This is a genomic window from Paenibacillus sp. HB172176 (genome assembly GCF_011947265.1).
In the GTDB taxonomy this organism is placed as follows: domain Bacteria; phylum Bacillota; class Bacilli; order Paenibacillales; family Paenibacillaceae; genus Pristimantibacillus.
The window spans coordinates 196815-214920 of sequence record NZ_JAATHD010000007.1 but is presented as its reverse complement, the minus strand read 5'-3'; the positions used below and the strand labels follow the sequence as shown (position 1 = coordinate 214920).

The window sequence follows — 18106 nt, the reverse complement described above, 5'->3', positions numbered from 1 at the left end:
CGCGAAACAGCCTATTGCATCTATGGGGGAGCCGCGCTTAATGACTAAAGCCGCTTCGCTTCGCCGTAATACCAATTTTTCCTCTTACCCGAGTAACTGGCATAAGATTGGGAGTAGCTCAGGGAAGGCCAGCCTCTTTCCACGCCCAGCCTGTCGAGACGGTATTGATAATCCTCCAGCATGGTTTGAGTATTGCGTACAGCCCGGGGAGATTCGCCCGTTATAAGGCAATATGCAGCCAAAGCGCCGGCAGCCTCTCCAATATTCCATTCGGTGGAATGCACGCGGAAGGAGCCATTGGTAACATGGGTCGTACCGATGTTTTTGCAAGCAGGAATCAGGTTTTGAAGTCTCACGGGGATTAGCGCTCCGAGGGGAAGTTGCTGCACCCAATGCTGGCCATGGACAGCTGATGTGATATTTGGCGTACCGTCCTTTGCCTTCTCATGAATGTCAATCCGGTAACCGGATACGCCTACGCTGTCGGCATAATCAACCGGTCCGTCAGGGTGCATGTCGATGCGAAAATCCTGTTCGCATATGGTAAACTCGGCTTTGATCCTGCGGCTTTCACGGATATAGGGATGAGCGGCCAGACCATCGCTTGTGTCGAATACGTCGGGCCTTGGCTTAAGTCCTTTGAACCCAAGCTCGGTCTGCAGATAATAGACCAGGGAGAGGGAAAGCGCTTTGGCCTCCTCAAGCGCGGTTTGTTTTTCTGCCTGAGAGACACCGGTCAGTACGCGGTTACGATATTCATTCCCGTTCATCAGAACGGTAAGATCGCTGTCAAAGAAGGTCCGGTCAAAATTGTCACGGCAAAAATGCCTGCGGAAATTCCACATGCTTTGCCGGTACGCTTCCGCGTCATTAGTTGCAAAAAGCCCGGCCATCGCGCCGCTGCGTTCCGTCGTTGCCGTAATGTGAGCGAAATTGGGATGGAATTTCTCATAGGAAGCAGGTCTTGGAATCGTGAAATCGCTCTCAGGATGGTACGAAAGTGCGATTAGATGCGTGAACGGCTGCTGTCTGAGAGGATCGGCCTCTCCTTCCAAGGCCAGAGGCTCACCTGTCTGGCTCATGCTCTCGGCACCTGTGACATACTCCGCTCCGCACATAGGCAGAAGATCGCCCAGCTCTGTAGCGTCCACTATATAGTTGGCCGTTATGGTAATCTGTTTTCCATCACGGGCTTGAAATTCCACCGCATCGATGAAATCACCAGTAGTCGCGGCTTTGACTGGAGTAAGCCCTTTCAAGATGGTCAATAAGCCTGCCGTCCGGTATGGGGCGAGCATCTCCTCTAATACCGCCTCGCCTACCCGCGGTTCAAAGCCAAGGGCGCTTACCCAGCACGCTCCCGGATTCAAGGTTAGATCCTGCCGGGCCTTTTCATTCATGGGATAATTTCTGCGGTAATACTCCCTGACCTTGCTTCGGAAGGTCATGTAGCTGCTGGTATGACCGTACTTCTCTATCCAGGGATGCTCGTCGATCGGTACGCCCTGCCCTGTTGCCTGACCGCCAATCCAGCCCGTCTCTTCTGTCATGATCACTCGTTTTCCCAGCTTGACGGCGGACAGTGCCGCGGATACCCCTCCAAAGCTTGCGCCTACAACCAGTATGTCTGTTTTCATTTCCATCATCTTGTTCTGCCTCCTGTCGTCGTTCTGTCGTCATTATAGGACCGACAGTACGGTGGAACAATTGGCGATATCGAAACTGGCTGTTTTCACTTACTATCCATTTCGCATAGGCGGACAATTCACTCATTCCTGGATTTGAGTTCGATATTGCCGATTGCGGACATCGCTGAGGCGTGTACACAAACACGCCCTAATCCACAATCCAGAAACCTTCCGCTTTTCTTGCCGGCGCAGCTTTTCCGTCTAATTCCAGTACAATACATGGGATCAGATACCGGCTAAAGTCCAGCTTCAAGTCACGAAGGAAAATTCTGTTGCCATGCTGTTCAAAACTCACCGCGTCCCCGGTATCCAAATAATAGGCTTGTTCCACTTTGTTGCTGATCTCCGCCAAACAAAACTCGTTGCCCGGATCATTATGGAAATAAATAAACAGCCGATTATCCTTTATTGTAAGCTGGCTCATATTGTTCCACATCAGCTCGGAACGCTCTGTGCCATAGATGCCTTCACCGAATGTTGTTAGCCATCGGCCAACCTGCTCCAGTATCTCAACGGATTGCGCCGGAATATCTCCGCTTGGCAATGGGCCAACATTCAGCAGCAAATTCCCGCTTCTGGAGGCGATTTGAATGAGCATGCCCAGTACATCTTTGGCTGACTTGTAATTGTGATCGCCGCTATGATAACCCCAATTATCGTTTAAGGTCATACACGCTTCCCATGCAATGCCCGGTTCCGCAGGTTTGATCGTTTGCTCGCACACGACAAAATCGTAAGGATCGCCGTTTCGATTATTGATGAGAATGTCCGGTTGAACGGTATAAATCCATTCGTTGATTTCCCGTCCTTCTGTAGGCTTCGGCAAGCAGCCATCGTACCACAATAGATCAATCTTCCCATACTGCGTCATCAACTCTTTGAGCTGAGCGGTATAATGGGCGAAAAATCGGTGCTTGGACGCTTCATCGCTCCAGCCCTCCGGCCAATCCCGGCAATACGCATACGGATAATCCGCATGATGCCAATCCGCCACGGAATAATACAAACCTACCTTTAAGCCCTCGGCGCGAATCGCCTCAACAAACTCCTTGACCAGATCCTTCCGGGGTCCTAGCAGCACCGCGTTGAAATCGGTGGTTTGCGTATTCCATAATGCGAATCCGTCATGATGCCTTGTTGTCAGAACTACGTATTTCATGCCTGTTCTTTTGGCGAGCCTTGCCCATTCGCGTGGATTATAATTTTCAGCTTTGAAAGGCTCCACGTATTTGGCCGTATATTCCTCGTATGGTATGTTCTCACGATTCAACACCCACTCCCCTCTTCCGGCCACCGCATAAGCGCCATAATGCACGAACATTCCGAATCTTGCGTTGCTGAACCAGTCCCGTTTATGACTTGACATGCCATCCTACCTCTCTCTACCTCATTTTTGACAAAAAAACACCGAAATGCCATCTCTATGATGATGTAAACTCATCCATAGCATTTCAGTGTTCTGTCGTTATTATAGGACCGACAATAAGGCGTAACAATTGGCGAATCAGAAACAAGCTGCTTTTCCCTGCGATCCATTTCGCATAGGCTGAGAATTCAGCAGGTCCTGGATTAGAGCTCGATATTGCCGATTGCGGGCATCGCTTTTACATGTATCCTTACACGCATTCTAATTGTTCTACTCGTCCGCTTTATTCCTTTCTTGGTGAGCGACGCGATAAGCGCCTGGCGTCGAGCCCGTTTCTTTTTTAAACGCCCTTGTAAAGTTTGTTACATCCACCTTTCCGATTTTTTGAACGATCACGGCCAGGCTGTCATTTGTTGTGATGAGCAGCTCCTTCGCCTTTTCGATTTTAAGAGCATTGACATACTCCGATAGCGTTTGCCCTGTATGCGTCTTGAAGATACTCCGCAAGTATTGAACGGACATCGAAAATTGTTCTGCCAACGAACTGATTTGAAATTCATATTTCAAGCCATTTTCATTGATGTATTGCATGATCTCCTCGATGAGCTGATCGGATTGTTGCTTCTTGTGCGTATTGAGAAAATCCGTAATCTTCTGAAAAACCTGTTCGATTAACTCAATCAAATCATCTACCGTCTGGAAGTGTTCAATTTCCAAAATATCAAAGCCATAATCCAGCGTGTTGGAATAAGCGGTATCCAGTACAACGGAGAGTCGTTTAAAATATTGAATAATATCAAAGCAAATGTATCTGCATGTGTACAGCGTGCATTTATTCGTTTGAATATAGTCCATCATTTCATAGAAGCTCGTTTGCGCCTTCTCGATTTTCAGCTCAGAGATATGCTTGCCGAATGCCTCCAGCATTTCCGGAAGAGGCGTTTCCGCATCCGTTATATTGGATATCTGACTATACTCGATGATGCTTCCGATGCTGTACAGCATTTTATATTCCAGCGCTTCGCAGCTTTGCATGTAGAGTTTTCCAATTAAGGACGGCTTGTCGTTCATGTCGCTTACGCCTATCGTTGCCAGAACGCCTAATTCCAGAAGCTGTTGAAGGATCGCTTCAAAGGCTTGTATCAAATCACTGTAATCTTCCCTTTCCAGGCAAAGGATACAGACAATCTGCTGATTAAAAAGCAAATTTTTGAATTGGCATTCAATCGATTTTGGGATATTCACGGCAATCGCATTTACCACAACCGAATACCCAATCTCATTCAGATTGTCGATATCTTCAATATAAAGGGATGCCATGCAAAATTCACTTTTTGTATACACAACGCCAATACTTTTTCCGGCTGAATTTAAGCTTTGCAGGTTATTAAACGAACTATTGAGCACATATAACAGAAAATTTTCATAAAGCGCGTCTTCAGAGTGTTCCGTGAAATTGTGATAGTCCACTTGAAGCTGGTTCAAATCGCCTATCGCTCTTTCTATCGTGCCAAGCTCATCATTCCTGGTAGTCGAATAGGCATTCAATTGCGAGACAATTTTTCGAATAGGAAAATAATTGAACCTGAGTCCCAGCATAATGATAACAGCGCCTATGACAAACATGAGGGATGTAACAACGATAACCCAATCTTTGATTTGAATCAGACTTTTCATGGCATCTTGCATATCTGTAATCTTGACATAATAATAACCGGTCTCATTGGAATGCAAGCCAATAATATAAAGCTGTCGTCCGTCTGTATCTATGGTAGCTGAGAAATCTCCCTTATGCTGCTTCAGAAGAGGAGTAATATGGCTTGAGACAATCCCCTTTGAGTCGGGCACAAAGCTGCTCAGCAATTGGAGATCATTATCGAATACAAGCACATTTTCATTCACATCTTCTTCGACTGAGAAATTGAAAAGCTTTTTCAAGTTTTCATTGTCTATGACAAACACAACGGTTCTTGAGGGATTCGAAAAATTGGGGGAAAGCGGTGAAAAATAAAAAATATACGAATGGTTGTTTTGACTGATTACCTGACGAACATGTACAGATTCTGAATGGTTTAATAGCTCATAGAAGTCATCCATACTTAAATCGCTGGAGTCTATATAATTCGGCAATATCTTTGAAAAAAAGAAGGTACCCGACGAGGAAAAAAGCTTATCGGAGCCTCTTTCGCACAAAAATATATCGCTCAGCGGGTCCAGCAGCCGCGTTAAAAATGACAGCGTGGAAACGACGTCGGCTGGATTGTTTTTGATTTGAAACAGGGTCATGGAAGGGGAGCTGTCGACTTTTCTCGTTAATGTATTTAATTCGGAAATTTTCACATCGTATACGTTCTTAACCGTGTTTAATTTGTTGATATTGGAGGTGTAAATCTCTTTTTCGAATGAATGATAAACCGTAGAATAACAGAATAAAAAGAAAACTAAAATGGGTATAAACACGGCAAAGCTGTATAGAAGCATGGTTCTCCTGAATAAAGTGCTTTTAGCCGAAAGAAAAAGTGATTTCAAGACCCTCACCTCTGAATTTTTATGTTGGCTGAAGCATCGCAAGCGAATGTTTTGTCTTTTTTTGTAAACGCTTGCAATAAATCTTTCACTTCTGCTTCGCTGCAATAGAGGGAAAGCGAGCATTACGCCCGGTAAAATTCCGGAAGCCTAATGCCCGCAGGACAAACCTTGCTGTACATACTTGAAAATCTGTATTACAACCATTGTTGACTATAGCATGAAATTTATAATCATTCAATACTTTCAAGTCAGATCTGTACTTAAGACCGATTCGAGCTTTGCCGAATGACAAGCTCGGGCTGCAGCACGACGAAGCTGCTGCTGCGCACCGTTTCTCCGTTCATCATGTCGAGCAGCAACCCTGCGGCGCTTGCGCCGATGTCGTAGGTCTGGAACTGGACCGAAGTCAGCTTCACCGGCATGCTTTCGCAAATCCCCGTATTGTCGTAACCAACGACGAGGACATCTTTGCCAACGATGAGCCCTTTCTCGCCCAGCGCTTCGCAAGCACCTTTGGCAATGCCGTCGTTAAAGCAAAATATACCGTCCGGCGTGACGCCCCTCTTCAGCAGCTCACTGACGCTGTCGTAGCCTTGGCGCGCCGTATCGAACGTTGGCTCGAACAGAACCAGCCTGTCATCCACATCCAGCCCCGCCTCGGCCAGCGCACTCGTGTAGCCCTGATACCGCTCGTATGAGGTGGAATAAGCAGGACGCGAAATATAGGCGATATCTCGGCAGCCGTTGCCGATCAAATGCTTTACCGCCGCGTAAGCGCCGTAAAAATTGTTCGACACCACCTTCGGCGCTTCCACACCGTCGATTCCGCGATTGCAGAAGACAATCGGAATGCCGGCTTCCTGCAGCTTGCTGAACAGACTTAAATCAGTATGTCCGATTATGGCCGGAACAATAATGAGCCCATGAATGCCCAAATCGATTAATTTGTTCAGATAACCAGCCTGTTTCTCGGTCTGATTGTCCGTATTGCAGATGACGAGATTAATGTCATGCCGATTCGTTGTATCTTCGACTCCGCGCAAGATACCCGGGTATGTATCATGCCGGATATCCGGAATAATGAGCCCAACGGATCGAAACGTACTTCCCGGTGTATGCTTCGCCGTCGCCCTCTTTTCGGATACGTACGTACCGCTGCCGTCTTTGGCGTATAGGTAGCCCTCGCCAATCAACTCGGAAATCGACCGCTCGATCGTCGTGCGGGCAGCGTTGTATTGCTTGGCCAAAGCGTTGCGCGAAGGCAGGCGGACATGAGGCTTGAGCAGCTTAATCTGCTCGATCAGCTTATGCTTCACTTCCATGTAGCGAAATCCATATTCCCCCAAACAATCCCCACCAATCTGTATGCATTCTGTTGGTTTGATTGTAATAGATTAGGGAATGGTATTCAACAGCCAATCGAAACCTGTATTAAAATATTGCCGCCCGTCTCTTAAAATGCAGAAAGAGGCAAGGAGAAAATCTCCTTGCCTCTGCCGGGCAATCGGCCACTTGAAGTATTCGCTCTTCTCTCGGCCCACCACGTTCTTCCAGTTACATAAACCGGTCTTTACTTGCCTTTTACGGTATCAGAATGCCGATATTGTCGATTTCAGCCCCCCAATTCGGGTAGGTAAACTTAATCGTGTTGCTTCCGGCATTCAAATTCATCGTAGTCACATAGCTTCGAACCACATTCCAGCTTCCTGAATCCAGCCTTATTTTAAGCTGTGTATCAGGGCCGCCATTCAGACTGTAGTTCGGCCATCTCTCGTCGGCTGCCAAATAATTGACCTTCACTTTGTAAGCACCCGCTGTCGGTACGGTCACATTAAATTCCACACTGCCTGAATGACTGCCCATGTTGCCAACTTTGCTGCCGTTCGAGCAGTTGACGCAGCTTACTACATTGGCAGAGCCGGCAAGGGTAGCGCTTTCCGCTTCATAGTAAGTATAAGGATCATCAGGCATACTCGGTACGGTGGTCTTGGAAATCAAAACCGCGGCTCCTCCGGTTGCCAAAAGCGGGATCGTCAGCGTTGAAGCGGATGTCACCGTGCTTACATCTTTACTTATGGATTCTCCCGTCGCTCCGTCCTTATAGACATAAGCCGTGTAGCTGCCGGGATCAAGGTTCAAGCTTGAAAGGGGAATCGATAATGTTCTCGCGTCAACGGTCATCGCCCCAATATACCAGTCCGAACCGCTTCGCCTTGCCATAACAGCATGGCTCCCAGGGAAACCGTCAAGGAGCTTCGTCTCGTCCCAAGAGGCCGGCACAACCCGCAGAAGCTCAGTGCCTATCCAGTTTGCGTAGATGTCTATGGAGTCGGCATAGTTTTGAATTTTGGTCTCATAGACGATAGACATCGCGAGCTGGTGGCCCTGTGTCGTGTTTTTGTTCGTGTTGCTAAGAGCAACAGGCGTATAGTCCATGGAGCCCAGCACGTTTCTTGTGAATGGAAGCGTAGTATTGTGAACAGCGGTTGGAGCCGGCGGCCAATACAGCTTATAGCGCTCGGAGCCAAGCACCGCTTCCGAGCCTATTATATTAGGCCAAGTACGCTCTTCTCCGCCCGGTTTTGTGGCATTGTGAAAATAGACCATAAGCTCGAGCTCGGCGCAATAATCGGCTGTCGACTCCAGAAAGCTCATCCCGACCTGGGAATCATTTGCCGTCATGTCCACTTTTACGCCTTTAATGCCCCAGCTCGCCCATTTGCGTAAATTCATTCTGCTCGCGCCATAGGGGGTATGGACATACGGACTCGCCCATATGAATATGCCTACATCCTTCGTCTCGGCATAATCGACCAGATCCGCGATCGTGCCGTCGGTCCATTTCACCCATCCGGCGTCAACGGTCACATACTCCCATCCCATGGAAGCCGCAAAATCCACATAATCCTTTTGCCGCTCGTAGGAATAGGGCACTTCACGATAGCCTTCGGGAACATTCGGGTCGCCGTAATAGTCCTCACTCCACCAGGACCACGCGGCGATACCCGGTTTGATCCAACTGGTGTCGGCGATTTTGGACTCCGGGTTCAGGTTTTGCACTAAGGTTGAATTGACCAAATCATTAAGATTGTCGGTGACTACCACTGCCCTGTAAGGGGTCTGGAACGGCAAAGCGGCTTGCATCGTTGCTCCAAAGTTGGATTGGTCTTCTGCGCATGACAATCTCATATTCTGTCCCGAGCTTCCAGTGAGAATCGAGGGGCAATAAGTCCCATCGGCGTTATATACATTCGCTTCTGTAAATAGAGCCCAATAAGAGTTGTTGTCAATCGAGGCCAAAAAAGGCATCGAAACCGTACTGGAGTTTAACGATGTGGAACTGTAATATTCCCAGGTCCCCTCGTAAGTGTTTACCGGATCAAATCCCCATCCGCCTGTTCCGTCAGGGAAATTGTATTCGGTATATTCCTCTTCGATGATGGTCTCGCCCATCCCGGGAATATAATATCTGAAACCGAATCCATCATCGTATACCCTCATGTATATTTTTAGCTGTGCCGCGCCTTTCGAAACGACATATTCCCTTTGCACCGCGTTGTCCTGGTTTACGCTTTTTTTGCCCCCCGGTATCGAATAGGTATTGTTCCACGAGCTTGTGCTGGTTGATACAAACGACATTCCCGAGTAGAAATCCACAGCTTCGGTCTCCAGGCCCATCCGTGATTTCTCGACGATCGTATCGCCATTTTTGGTAACGGTGTAGAATAATTCCCCGCCTTCCAGGTACATCGTCGCCGTGAGTGTGCCATCAGGGGACGATGTGGAGTACTGCGTTCCGGCATCAATCGCAAAAGCTGAAGGAACCGACGTAAGCATAATAGCCATTACCATGATAAAACTTACTACTCTCTTAAATGACATTATTATTCCTCCTCCATTCATCATTCAAATCTAAGACCGATCACCTGACTCTATTATCGGGGGAAGGAAGAAATATATTCCATAACAATTTCCTCTGAATTCTATCCGAAACAAACGAACTTACCATCGGAACTCACTGTCGACTTTTCCAAATAGCAGCTCGGCAAACAAACTTTCAAATCAAATGTAATGATAAATATATCAATTATCGTTAATAATTTATTGTAAAACAATAATAATTATGCTAACATGATATTCACCATTAACCAACCGAGACGCTTATTCGTGAAGCGAGAAACACTCCTGTTGATGGCCGTTCAGAAAGGTGTGAATGATACTCATGCTTAGTCCCCTACGGGATCTCTCCCGTCAGCTCATTCGCTTCGGCTGGCAGCAGGCGCTGTCCTGCCTATTTCCCGTGGTCATCTTCGCCTCGCTTGCTTTGACAAGGCTGGCGCCTCTGCCCTGGCTTTATCGGTACGACTGGCTGCTCGTCATTTGCCTGGCCATGCAGGTTTGGATGCTGCGCTCGGGTCTCGAAACGCGCGACGAGCTGAAGGTCATTACCGTTTTCCATGGGATTGGCCTTTCGCTTGAGCTGTTCAAGGTGCATATGGGGTCCTGGTCGTATCCCGAGGAAGGCTGGACGAAGCTTGGCGGGGTGCCGCTCTACAGCGGATTTATGTACGCCAGCGTAGCGAGCTATCTTTGCCAAGCCTGGCGACGGCTCCAGGTTGAGCTAAGGCAATTTCCGCCGCTCTGGCTGGTTGCTCCGCTCGCCGCGGCCATCTATCTCAACTTCTTCACCCATCATTATTGGATCGACATCCGCTGGTGGCTGTCTGCTCTCGTGCTGCTCGCATTCTGGCGATCGTCCGTAACCTATACCATCGGACACCGCCGTTACGCCATGCCGCTGCCGCTGGCTTTCGCTCTGATCGGCTTCTTCATCTGGATTGCGGAGAATATCGCCACGTACTTCCATGCCTGGCAATATCCGAATCAAGAGCAGACCTGGCATCTCGTGCATTTGAGCAAAATAAGCTCCTGGCTCCTGCTCGTCATTGTCAGCTTCCTGATCGTCGCCTCGCTCAAGCAAGTCAAAGAGCAGCGACCGTCGGTTAACCCGACGGCCGCTGCTCCATCTGAAAAGCCTAAATTTATAGATGGGATTGAAACGGGCGTTTGAATGCCTTCATCATAATCCGTCCTTTAAATAAGAACAACTCGATGCGTTCCGTTCTGTTCGCGTTCTGATCAACAGCCTTAAAAAACATCTTAAGCGCTGCCCGCCTTGGACCGCTTGTTGCTGGGAGCGAACCAGCCGAGCAGAGCGATCGCCACCAGAACGATATAGAACACGGAAGTCCATCCCGTGCTGTGAGGGAAGTGATGATCCAGCACCCCGACATCCTCATGGGCAAGCGTAATGACGGCAAGCTTGACCCCCACCCAGGCTACGATAGCGTAGGCGGTCGTCTCGAGCGACGGCCGCTGCGCCAGCAGCTTCACGAACCAGGTCGCGGCGAATTTGATCAGAATCAAGCCCGCGATTCCGCCAAGCAGCACGACAATGAATTGCCCGCCGTCCATGCCGCCGAACTCGCCAAGCGGGGAATCCGGAAGTCCGAGCGCAAGCGCCACCGCCGCCAGAATGGAGTCGATCGCGAAGGCAAGATCCGCCAGCGCGATCTTTCCCACGGTAGGCCAGAAGCCCGCTCCCGAGCCTTCCTCCTTCGCCCCGTGTTCCCCTCCGTTTTCCTTCGAAAGCTTCGTCTGAATAATATGCTTTAACCCCAAGTACAGCAGATACGCCGCTCCGACGGCTTGTACCAGCCACATATCCGCGATGAACGAGATCGCGAAGAGCGCCGCGAAGCGAAAGCCGAAGGCCATCAGAATGCCGTAATTAATCGCCCTCTTCTTCTGTTCATCAGGCAGCGGCTTCGCAATGACCGCCAGCACCAGCGCGTTGTCCGCCGATAACAAGCCTTCAAGTCCAATAAGAATAAGCAATGCCCACGCATACTCTAACCACATCGTATCCAACTTGATTCTCTCCTCTACAAGCTTAATAAGTATAATCAGCCGTAGTCTACAGTAACATGTACATACTCGGCAATAGATATACGCATAAAGCGGCAATTTGATTTCATCTTTTTTTCAAAATAAGATTGACTGCCCAGGAAAGAGGAAATATAATATTTGATATTGATAATTATTATCAATGATAAAATTCATATTAAGGCAGGTTACTTACTCATGCACACGAAACATGCGGCTTCATCCAAAATATGGTTCATTTCCATCATTCTCATTCTGTCTCTCGTCGCATTAGTCGGATGCTCGAATAACAATTCGAATAATACTACGAATGCCAGTACAGAACCGACAGCGACAGCCGATGCAACAGCTCCGGCAACCGACAAAACAACAGCAACGGAAACGCCTGCTTCTAACGAAGAAGCGACTTCATATCCGATTACCATCAAACATGCTTTCGGCGAAACCGTCATTGAAAGCAAGCCGGAGCGCGTGGCGACCATCCAATGGGCGAATCATGATGTCGCGCTAGCGCTGGGCGTCGTGCCCGTAGGCTTCTCGGCGGCGAACTACGGCGTTCAGGACGACAGCGGGCTTCTGCCTTGGACGGCTGCGAAGCTGAAGGATCTGGGCGTCTCGGACCCTAACATCTTCCAGGATACGGACGGTCTTGATTTCGAAGCGATCTCCGATTCGAATCCGGATGTTATCCTTGCCGCCTATTCCGGCATTACGCAAGAAGATTATGACACGCTCAGCCAAATCGCTCCGGTTGTCCCTTACCAAACCAAGCCTTGGGTGACCACTTGGCGCGAGCAGGTGCTCTTCAACGCGGAAGGCATGGGCATGAAGGCCGAGGGCGAGCAGTTAATTAAAGACACAGAAGATTTGATCAAGGAAAAAGCAAGCGCCTATCCGCAAATTCAAGGCAAGAAGGTCGCATTCGCCAACTTCTCGGCCAAGGATCTGTCCAAGATCAATATCTATACCCCTGCCGATCCGCGCGGCGCGTTCCTGGAAGAGCTCGGCATGACTTATCCAGACGGGGTAACGAAGCTCATTACAGATGACACCAGTTACAATCTCAAGCTTAGCGCCGAGAATGCGGATGCGCTGTACGACGCGGATATCCTGGTCGGCTATGGCGATGACAGCCTGCTCGAAGCGGTGAAAGCCGATCCGGTGCTTGGCAAAATCCCTGCAATCGAGAGAGGCTCCGTCGTCTTCATCGGCAATGGCACGCCGCTGGCCGCCTCCGGCAATCCGAATCCGCTTTCGATCGCTTATACGATTGACGAATATCTGAAGTTAATCGGGGACGCTGTCGACAAAATAAATGAATAATCTCACGGAAACAGAACAAAAGCGGCTGCATTCCACTATTCCGAAGCATTTCAAAACGGTTCTGGCCTTATGCCTTCTCCTGCTCGCGCTAAGCGTAATCGCTTCGCTCGTCTTCGGCTCCAGGATGGTAAGCTTCCAAGGGCTTATTGACGGAATCTTCCACAAGAACGCGGACAGCTTCGAAGCAAGCATCATCCATAAACGGATTTCCAGAACCGTGTTCGGCTTGTGCTGCGGCGCCGCGCTTGGCGTGTCCGGGTCGCTGATGCAGGCAGTCACCCGCAATCCAATTGCGGATCCGAGCATCCTTGGTGTGAACACCGGCGCAGCCTTGTTCGTCGTATGCGGCATCGCATTCCTGAACATCTCCACGGCGAATCAATATATATGGCTGGCCCTGGCCGGAGCTGCAATAAGCGCCATATTCGTATTCGGAATCGGCTCCATGGGGCGTGGCGGAGCCACCCCCATTAAGCTCGTTCTGGCGGGAGCGGCTACCAGCGCCGCTCTCGCTTCGCTCGTCAGCGCTATTATGATTCCACGCTCTTATGTGATGGATCAATTCCGATTTTGGCAAGTCGGCAGCGTCGGCTCTGCCACCTGGGATGGTCTTGCCACGTTCGCCCCGTTCCTGATTGTTGGCTTGATTGCAGGCATTGCCTCCGCTCCGGCGCTTAACGCGCTCGCGCTCGGAGACGATGTCGCGACGGGACTCGGCGTTCGGAAGGGAATGCTGCGCCTTGTGGCGGCATTCGCCGGCGTCGTCTTATGCGGCGCGGCGACGGCGCTGGCCGGACCGATCGGATTCATCGGGCTGCTGGCCACCCATGCCATGCGCCTTGTGCTCGGTCCCGACCTTCGCTTCATCATTCCGATGTCGGCGATTGCCGGCGCCGCCATCTTGACGATATCCGATGTAATCGGAAGGGTTATCGGCAGCCCCGGAGAGGTTGAAGTCGGCATCGTAACCGCATTTATTGGAGCTCCGATCTTGATCTTGCTGGCCATGAAGTCGAAAGGGAGTTCCTTATGAAGCAAGATACTGTTGCCTATATACAGGCAGGAAGAAGACAGAGGCGCCGCCGATGGCTGCTCGTTACTTCACTGCTTGCGCTCCTGTCGATCCTGCTTTGCTGCGCCATGCTTCTGCTTGGCAACACGATCTATCCGGTCGACGAAGTCGTTCGCACGCTGATGGGAGAACAATTGAAAGGCGTGTCCTTCGCCGTGAATACGATACGTCTGCCGCGAATGCTCGCGGGATTGTTCGCCGGCTTCGCCTTCGGCCTTGCGGGCAATACGTTCCAGACGTTGCTGCGCAACCCGCTCGCCAATCCGAATGTCATCGGGATAACCGCCGGTTCCAGCGCGGCTGCCGTATTCTGCATCCTTATCTTGCATGCCGGCAGAGCCTATGTGTCTGCCGCCTCCCTAGCAGGCGGTCTGATTACCGTCATCATTATCTATCTGTTATCCAAGGGCAAGTCATTCTCGATTGGAAGATTGATTCTGGTCGGCATCGGCATACAAGCGATGCTGAACTCAGTCATCTCCTATCTGCTTCTGATTGGCTCGCAGCAGGATATTCCCGCAGCGTTCAGATGGCTGAGCGGAAGTCTCAACGGCGTGCAGATGGATGAGCTTCCGCCGCTCATGATCGCCGTGCTGATCTTCGTTCCCGTTACCGTCCTGCTTAGCAAGTCTCTAAGCATACTCGAGCTTGGGGAGAAGTCGGCGACAACGCTCGGCGTAGGCACGGACAGAACCCGACTTCTTCTTATTCTAAGCGCCGTCATCATGATCGCTTTCGCCACTTCGACGACAGGTCCGATCGCCTTCGTTGCCTTCCTGTCGGGACCGATCGCGAAGCGGCTCGTCGGAGTCGGCTTCTCGAACGTTATTCCTGCGGGCCTGGTTGGCGTCGTCCTGGTGCTGGCATCCGATCTCATCGGGCAATTCGCATTCGAAACCAGATATCCCGTTGGCATTATAACAGGCATACTCGGTGCGCCGTATCTGATTTTCTTGCTGATTCGAATGAATCGAAAGGGGGCTTTCTAAGTGACGAATACACATGTCTTTCAAGCAGAGGAAACTGTAGCGGGCTATGATCACAAGACGATTGTGCATGGGGTAAGCCTGACGCTTCCGAGCAATCGGATCAGCGTCATTATCGGGGCGAACGCCTGCGGCAAGTCAACGCTTCTGAACACGCTCGCCAGACTGATCAAGCCCACCTCGGGCCAAATCACGCTCGACGGCAAGCAAATCTCCCAAATTCCGCCGAAGCAATTAGCCCGGGTGCTTGGTCTGCTGCCGCAGTCGCCAATTGTGCCGGAGGGCATCTCCGTCGCGGACCTGGTGGGACGGGGCAGATTCCCGCATCAATCCTTGATCGGCGGATGGTCGAAGAAGGATTACGAGGCCGTTGCCGAGGCGATGGAGATTATGAAGATTACCGAGCTCGCCAACCAGCATATCGACGAGCTATCCGGCGGTCAGCGTCAGCGCGTGTGGATCGCCATGGCGCTGGCGCAGCAGACCGACATCCTGTTCCTCGACGAACCGACCACGTTCCTCGATATTACGTATCAGGTCGAAATTCTCGATCTGCTCACGGACCTGAACCGGAAGCACGGCACAACGATTGTGATGGTGCTTCACGACATCAACCTGTCCGCGCGCTACGCCGATTATATCTTCGCGCTTCGCGCCGGCAGGCTGGTAGCGGAGGGCAAGCCGTCCGAGGTCATCACCTCCTCGCTCATCAAGGACGTATTCGGCATGGATTGCGCCGTAATCGATGATCCCGTGTCGGGCTCGCCGTTAATCGTGCCGAAGGGGCGTTACCATGTGAATAAGGACGAACAGTCACGGCCCAAGACGGCGGATGACCTGCTGTTGTCCACGATTTAAGTCGCTGTCATGGCCTTCCCATTGGCCCAAGAAATAAACAGGCGGACACAGAGGACGCTATTTTTGAAAAATAAGAAATTTGTTCGTTTTGTCGGACACAGGAGACACTATTTCCTCAAAAACCCCCAAAAAAATGCTTTCTTATCGCATATAGAGTCATCTGTGTCCGCGAAATCATGAAAACAGCTCATTTTGTTGAAATAACGCATCTACGGTCCGCTGCGATCATGCGCAACCATAGACAGGCCCCTATCTTGTCCGGACTCTTCCTGCAACGCCGGCTTATCGCTCCTCCTTCGCCAGCTTATGCTGCCTATGCGCCTTCATAGCGAAGTACAGATACAAGATGATCATAATGGGAAATACCGTCCACACTAAGCCGCGAAGCAGAGCGAACGGCGTCTCGAAGAGGAAGGCCCGCCAGAAATCTCCGCCGCTGCGCTCCCACAGCCCGGGCGTGTAATACAACAATTTCGGATTCTGAAATACAGCCGGGTCGATCGCCTCGGTGGAGATAAGCGCGGCCATTATCGGGATGAAGCAGCACGCCAGCGTCACCCACATATCCATGAGACGCTTGTATCGGCCAGCCTTGGAAGCGGCATCCGAGAAGATCTCTTCGCTTCCGAGTGGATCCGCTCTCCTGAAATACTGGTAGCCCGAGCTCTTCGTGCCCGCGACATGCTCCCAGCCGCTGTCCTCGAATAGCGCTTTATAATCCTCGAAGTCCTCCCGCTTCTTGAAGCTGCGATAATCCATTCTAATCTTGGCGGGAGAAGAAGAGCCGTCCCTTTCAAAGCGATAACCGTACAGCTTCTTCTCCGCAAGGAGGCAGCCTCGCCCTGCCATTTCATTCAACCAATTCTCTTCCTTCTCCAGATTCGTAAAAAACTTATATACGTTCATTCCCGATTCCTCCATCCTCTTGTCCATGCTATTCCCAAGGCTTAAGCCAATTGATCATTGGCCGCGTTTATCATATGCTTCATCCGTTCCATATCCGATTGCAAAATATTCAGCCCCATGCCGGTAATGGCATAAACCTTGCGTCGTCCGTCTTCGCTTGCGACGGGCTGGATGAATCCGAGCTTCAGCAAATTCTCGATCGCGCCGTACAGCGTGCCGGCCGCCATTCGCACCTGTCCGCCGCTCAGCTCCTCGACCTTCTGCATAATGAGATACCCGTGCGCCGGCTTGATCAGGGCGAGCAAAATGTAATACACCGTTTCCGTCAACGGCAAATGTTTGTCTCTCTTCATATTCATCCTCCAGGCAGATAATGATGTTCTTATTCAACTATATCGTTAAAATATATCGTCAAACTGTATAGTTAAACTATATACAGTTTCGCGATATATTGCAACAAAAAAGAGAACAATCTCTCCAAATGGATGATTGCCCGCCCAACCCCTGCTACCTGTCCCATGTTCAGTCTTGTTTATACTGATCCTTCACAATCCCCGAGCCGATGCCCGCTCCCACCATGAGAATCAGCGATCCGAAGTTCCACAGGAACGAACCTCCGGCCAGCGTCACATCGAGCGAAGTCGTCTTGTTCAGGAAGAGAACAATGAGCTTGATCACCAGCAGCAGGACGCCCGCCAGGAAGAGGATATCGAATAATGCCTTAAGCCTCGGATAAGCCAAATGCTTGCTCTCCTCAATCACCTTATTCGTCAACTCCTTATCGCTTCTTAGCAGCTCATCAATCGACACCTCGAACAGGTCGCTTAATTTAATAATGATTTCGATGCTCGGGTAGTTCTGGCCATTCTCCCATTTCGAGACCGACTGCCGGCTAACGAACAGCTTCTCCGCCAGCTCCTCCTGCGACCAGCCCTTCTTGTTCCTCTCACTCTTCAGCTTCTCGGCAAAAATCAATGCAGCCCCGCCTTTCTGTACGGTATACGCCTATCTTGATTCAAACGCATGTAGAAGTAAAGAACGCGTTGGTTGCCCCTTCGCCGCATGTTCGCGGCACCGTCCATGTTACCGCCGATTCCCTCCGCAACACCTGGTTGCGGGCCCGTCCTACCGTCAGTTTCATAGAAAAAACGCCAGATGGCGTTTTTGAAAACAACGATCTGCTCTGTAACGGACATCTGTTCCTCTTACACGGCTTTTGGGGCTGTCTGATTGCTCTAAGGGACATTTGGTCACCTTAGCGACTCCATCTAGGGAACAAACAACTGATTTTACCCGCTAAGCGGATCAAATGTCCGTTACAGCTGCAAGCCGATTCGTCCATCTCATCAATTTCTGCCGGAGCATATTGTATTCTACTCGGTGACGGCATCGATTTTCCTCCTCATTCCCGCCATCACTTCCTCCCTATCAA

The 18106-nt window shown here is 50.3% G+C and carries 14 protein-coding genes; 5 read left to right on the top strand and 9 right to left on the bottom strand.

Features of this window, described 5'->3' with window-relative positions; translation table 11 throughout:
• Nucleotides 1-44: 44 nt before the first annotated feature.
• The 5 genes from HFP08_RS12345 to HFP08_RS12325 all read right to left on the bottom strand — a co-directional run bounded on the left by HFP08_RS12345 (nucleotide 45) and on the right by HFP08_RS12325 (nucleotide 9465).
• The gene (locus HFP08_RS12345; RefSeq protein ID WP_168120899.1) at nucleotides 45-1646 is read right to left on the bottom strand and encodes an FAD-dependent oxidoreductase; all 1602 of its coding nucleotides are present in this window, start codon (nucleotides 1644-1646) and stop codon (nucleotides 45-47) included.
• A 190-nt stretch (nucleotides 1647-1836) separates the two neighbouring features.
• Entirely contained in the window at nucleotides 1837-3054 is a 1218-nt protein-coding gene (locus tag HFP08_RS12340) for an alpha-L-fucosidase (RefSeq protein WP_168120898.1), read from the bottom strand.
• Between the two features lie 270 nt (nucleotides 3055-3324).
• Nucleotides 3325-5583, bottom strand: coding sequence for a helix-turn-helix domain-containing protein (locus HFP08_RS12335; RefSeq protein ID WP_168120897.1), 2259 nt, complete (start codon nucleotides 5581-5583; stop codon nucleotides 3325-3327).
• A 260-nt stretch (nucleotides 5584-5843) separates the two neighbouring features.
• Entirely contained in the window at nucleotides 5844-6905 is a 1062-nt protein-coding gene (locus HFP08_RS12330; RefSeq protein ID WP_168120896.1) for a GntR family transcriptional regulator, read from the bottom strand.
• A 259-nt stretch (nucleotides 6906-7164) separates the two neighbouring features.
• Nucleotides 7165-9465, bottom strand: coding sequence for a glycoside hydrolase family 97 N-terminal domain-containing protein (locus tag HFP08_RS12325; protein WP_168120895.1), 2301 nt, complete (start codon nucleotides 9463-9465; stop codon nucleotides 7165-7167).
• A 340-nt stretch (nucleotides 9466-9805) separates the two neighbouring features.
• On the opposite strand from HFP08_RS12325, the gene HFP08_RS12320 reads away from it, so the two are divergent.
• Nucleotides 9806-10654: a DUF817 domain-containing protein gene (locus tag HFP08_RS12320; protein WP_240941321.1), complete on the top strand. Its 849-nt coding sequence runs from the start codon at nucleotides 9806-9808 to the stop codon at nucleotides 10652-10654.
• Nucleotides 10655-10743: 89 nt separating this feature from the next.
• Here the strand turns inward: HFP08_RS12320 and HFP08_RS12315 are convergent, their stop codons facing one another.
• Entirely contained in the window at nucleotides 10744-11514 is a 771-nt protein-coding gene (locus HFP08_RS12315) for a TerC family protein (RefSeq protein WP_168120893.1), read from the bottom strand.
• Nucleotides 11515-11727: 213 nt separating this feature from the next.
• On the opposite strand from HFP08_RS12315, the gene HFP08_RS12310 reads away from it, so the two are divergent.
• The 4 genes from HFP08_RS12310 to HFP08_RS12295 are packed head-to-tail and all read left to right on the top strand — an operon-like array spanning nucleotide 11728 to nucleotide 15768.
• Entirely contained in the window at nucleotides 11728-12852 is a 1125-nt protein-coding gene (locus tag HFP08_RS12310; protein WP_168120892.1) for an iron-siderophore ABC transporter substrate-binding protein, read from the top strand.
• A complete protein-coding gene (locus tag HFP08_RS12305; RefSeq protein ID WP_168120891.1) occupies nucleotides 12845-13885 on the top strand; it encodes a FecCD family ABC transporter permease in 1041 nt (346 codons plus the stop codon). Before HFP08_RS12310 ends, HFP08_RS12305 begins: the two co-directional genes overlap by 8 nt.
• Nucleotides 13882-14913: a FecCD family ABC transporter permease gene (locus tag HFP08_RS12300; protein WP_168120890.1), complete on the top strand. Its 1032-nt coding sequence runs from the start codon at nucleotides 13882-13884 to the stop codon at nucleotides 14911-14913. Before HFP08_RS12305 ends, HFP08_RS12300 begins: the two co-directional genes overlap by 4 nt.
• Complete coding sequence (locus tag HFP08_RS12295) at nucleotides 14914-15768, top strand: ABC transporter ATP-binding protein (RefSeq protein WP_168120889.1); 855 nt, start codon at nucleotides 14914-14916, stop codon at nucleotides 15766-15768.
• A 282-nt stretch (nucleotides 15769-16050) separates the two neighbouring features.
• Here the strand turns inward: HFP08_RS12295 and HFP08_RS12290 are convergent, their stop codons facing one another.
• The 3 genes from HFP08_RS12290 to HFP08_RS12280 form a co-directional block, all read right to left on the bottom strand.
• Nucleotides 16051-16674 (bottom strand): DUF2812 domain-containing protein, encoded by a 624-nt coding sequence (locus HFP08_RS12290; protein ID WP_168120888.1) that lies wholly within the window; start codon nucleotides 16672-16674, stop codon nucleotides 16051-16053.
• Between the two features lie 41 nt (nucleotides 16675-16715).
• Complete coding sequence (locus tag HFP08_RS12285; protein ID WP_168120887.1) at nucleotides 16716-17027, bottom strand: PadR family transcriptional regulator; 312 nt, start codon at nucleotides 17025-17027, stop codon at nucleotides 16716-16718.
• A gap of 169 nt (nucleotides 17028-17196) precedes the next feature.
• Nucleotides 17197-17649 carry a helix-turn-helix domain-containing protein gene (locus HFP08_RS12280; protein WP_168120886.1) on the bottom strand — a complete coding sequence of 151 codons (453 nt, stop codon included), beginning with the start codon at nucleotides 17647-17649 and terminating at the stop codon, nucleotides 17197-17199.
• Nucleotides 17650-18106: the final 457 nt, after the last annotated feature.

Coding starts and splice junctions, on each gene's coding strand:
- HFP08_RS12330 (WP_168120896.1), bottom strand. CDS start 6,905: ATGGAAGTGAAGCATAAGCTGATCGAGCAGATTAAGCTGCTCAAGCCT.
- HFP08_RS12290 (WP_168120888.1), bottom strand. CDS start 16,674: ATGAACGTATATAAGTTTTTTACGAATCTGGAGAAGGAAGAGAATTGG.
- HFP08_RS12340 (WP_168120898.1), bottom strand. CDS start 3,054: ATGTCAAGTCATAAACGGGACTGGTTCAGCAACGCAAGATTCGGAATG.
- HFP08_RS12320 (WP_240941321.1), top strand. CDS start 9,806: ATGCTTAGTCCCCTACGGGATCTCTCCCGTCAGCTCATTCGCTTCGGC.
- HFP08_RS12325 (WP_168120895.1), bottom strand. CDS start 9,465: ATGTCATTTAAGAGAGTAGTAAGTTTTATCATGGTAATGGCTATTATG.
- HFP08_RS12305 (WP_168120891.1), top strand. CDS start 12,845: ATGAATAATCTCACGGAAACAGAACAAAAGCGGCTGCATTCCACTATT.
- HFP08_RS12285 (WP_168120887.1), bottom strand. CDS start 17,027: ATGAAGAGAGACAAACATTTGCCGTTGACGGAAACGGTGTATTACATT.
- HFP08_RS12300 (WP_168120890.1), top strand. CDS start 13,882: ATGAAGCAAGATACTGTTGCCTATATACAGGCAGGAAGAAGACAGAGG.
- HFP08_RS12345 (WP_168120899.1), bottom strand. CDS start 1,646: ATGATGGAAATGAAAACAGACATACTGGTTGTAGGCGCAAGCTTTGGA.
- HFP08_RS12310 (WP_168120892.1), top strand. CDS start 11,728: ATGCACACGAAACATGCGGCTTCATCCAAAATATGGTTCATTTCCATC.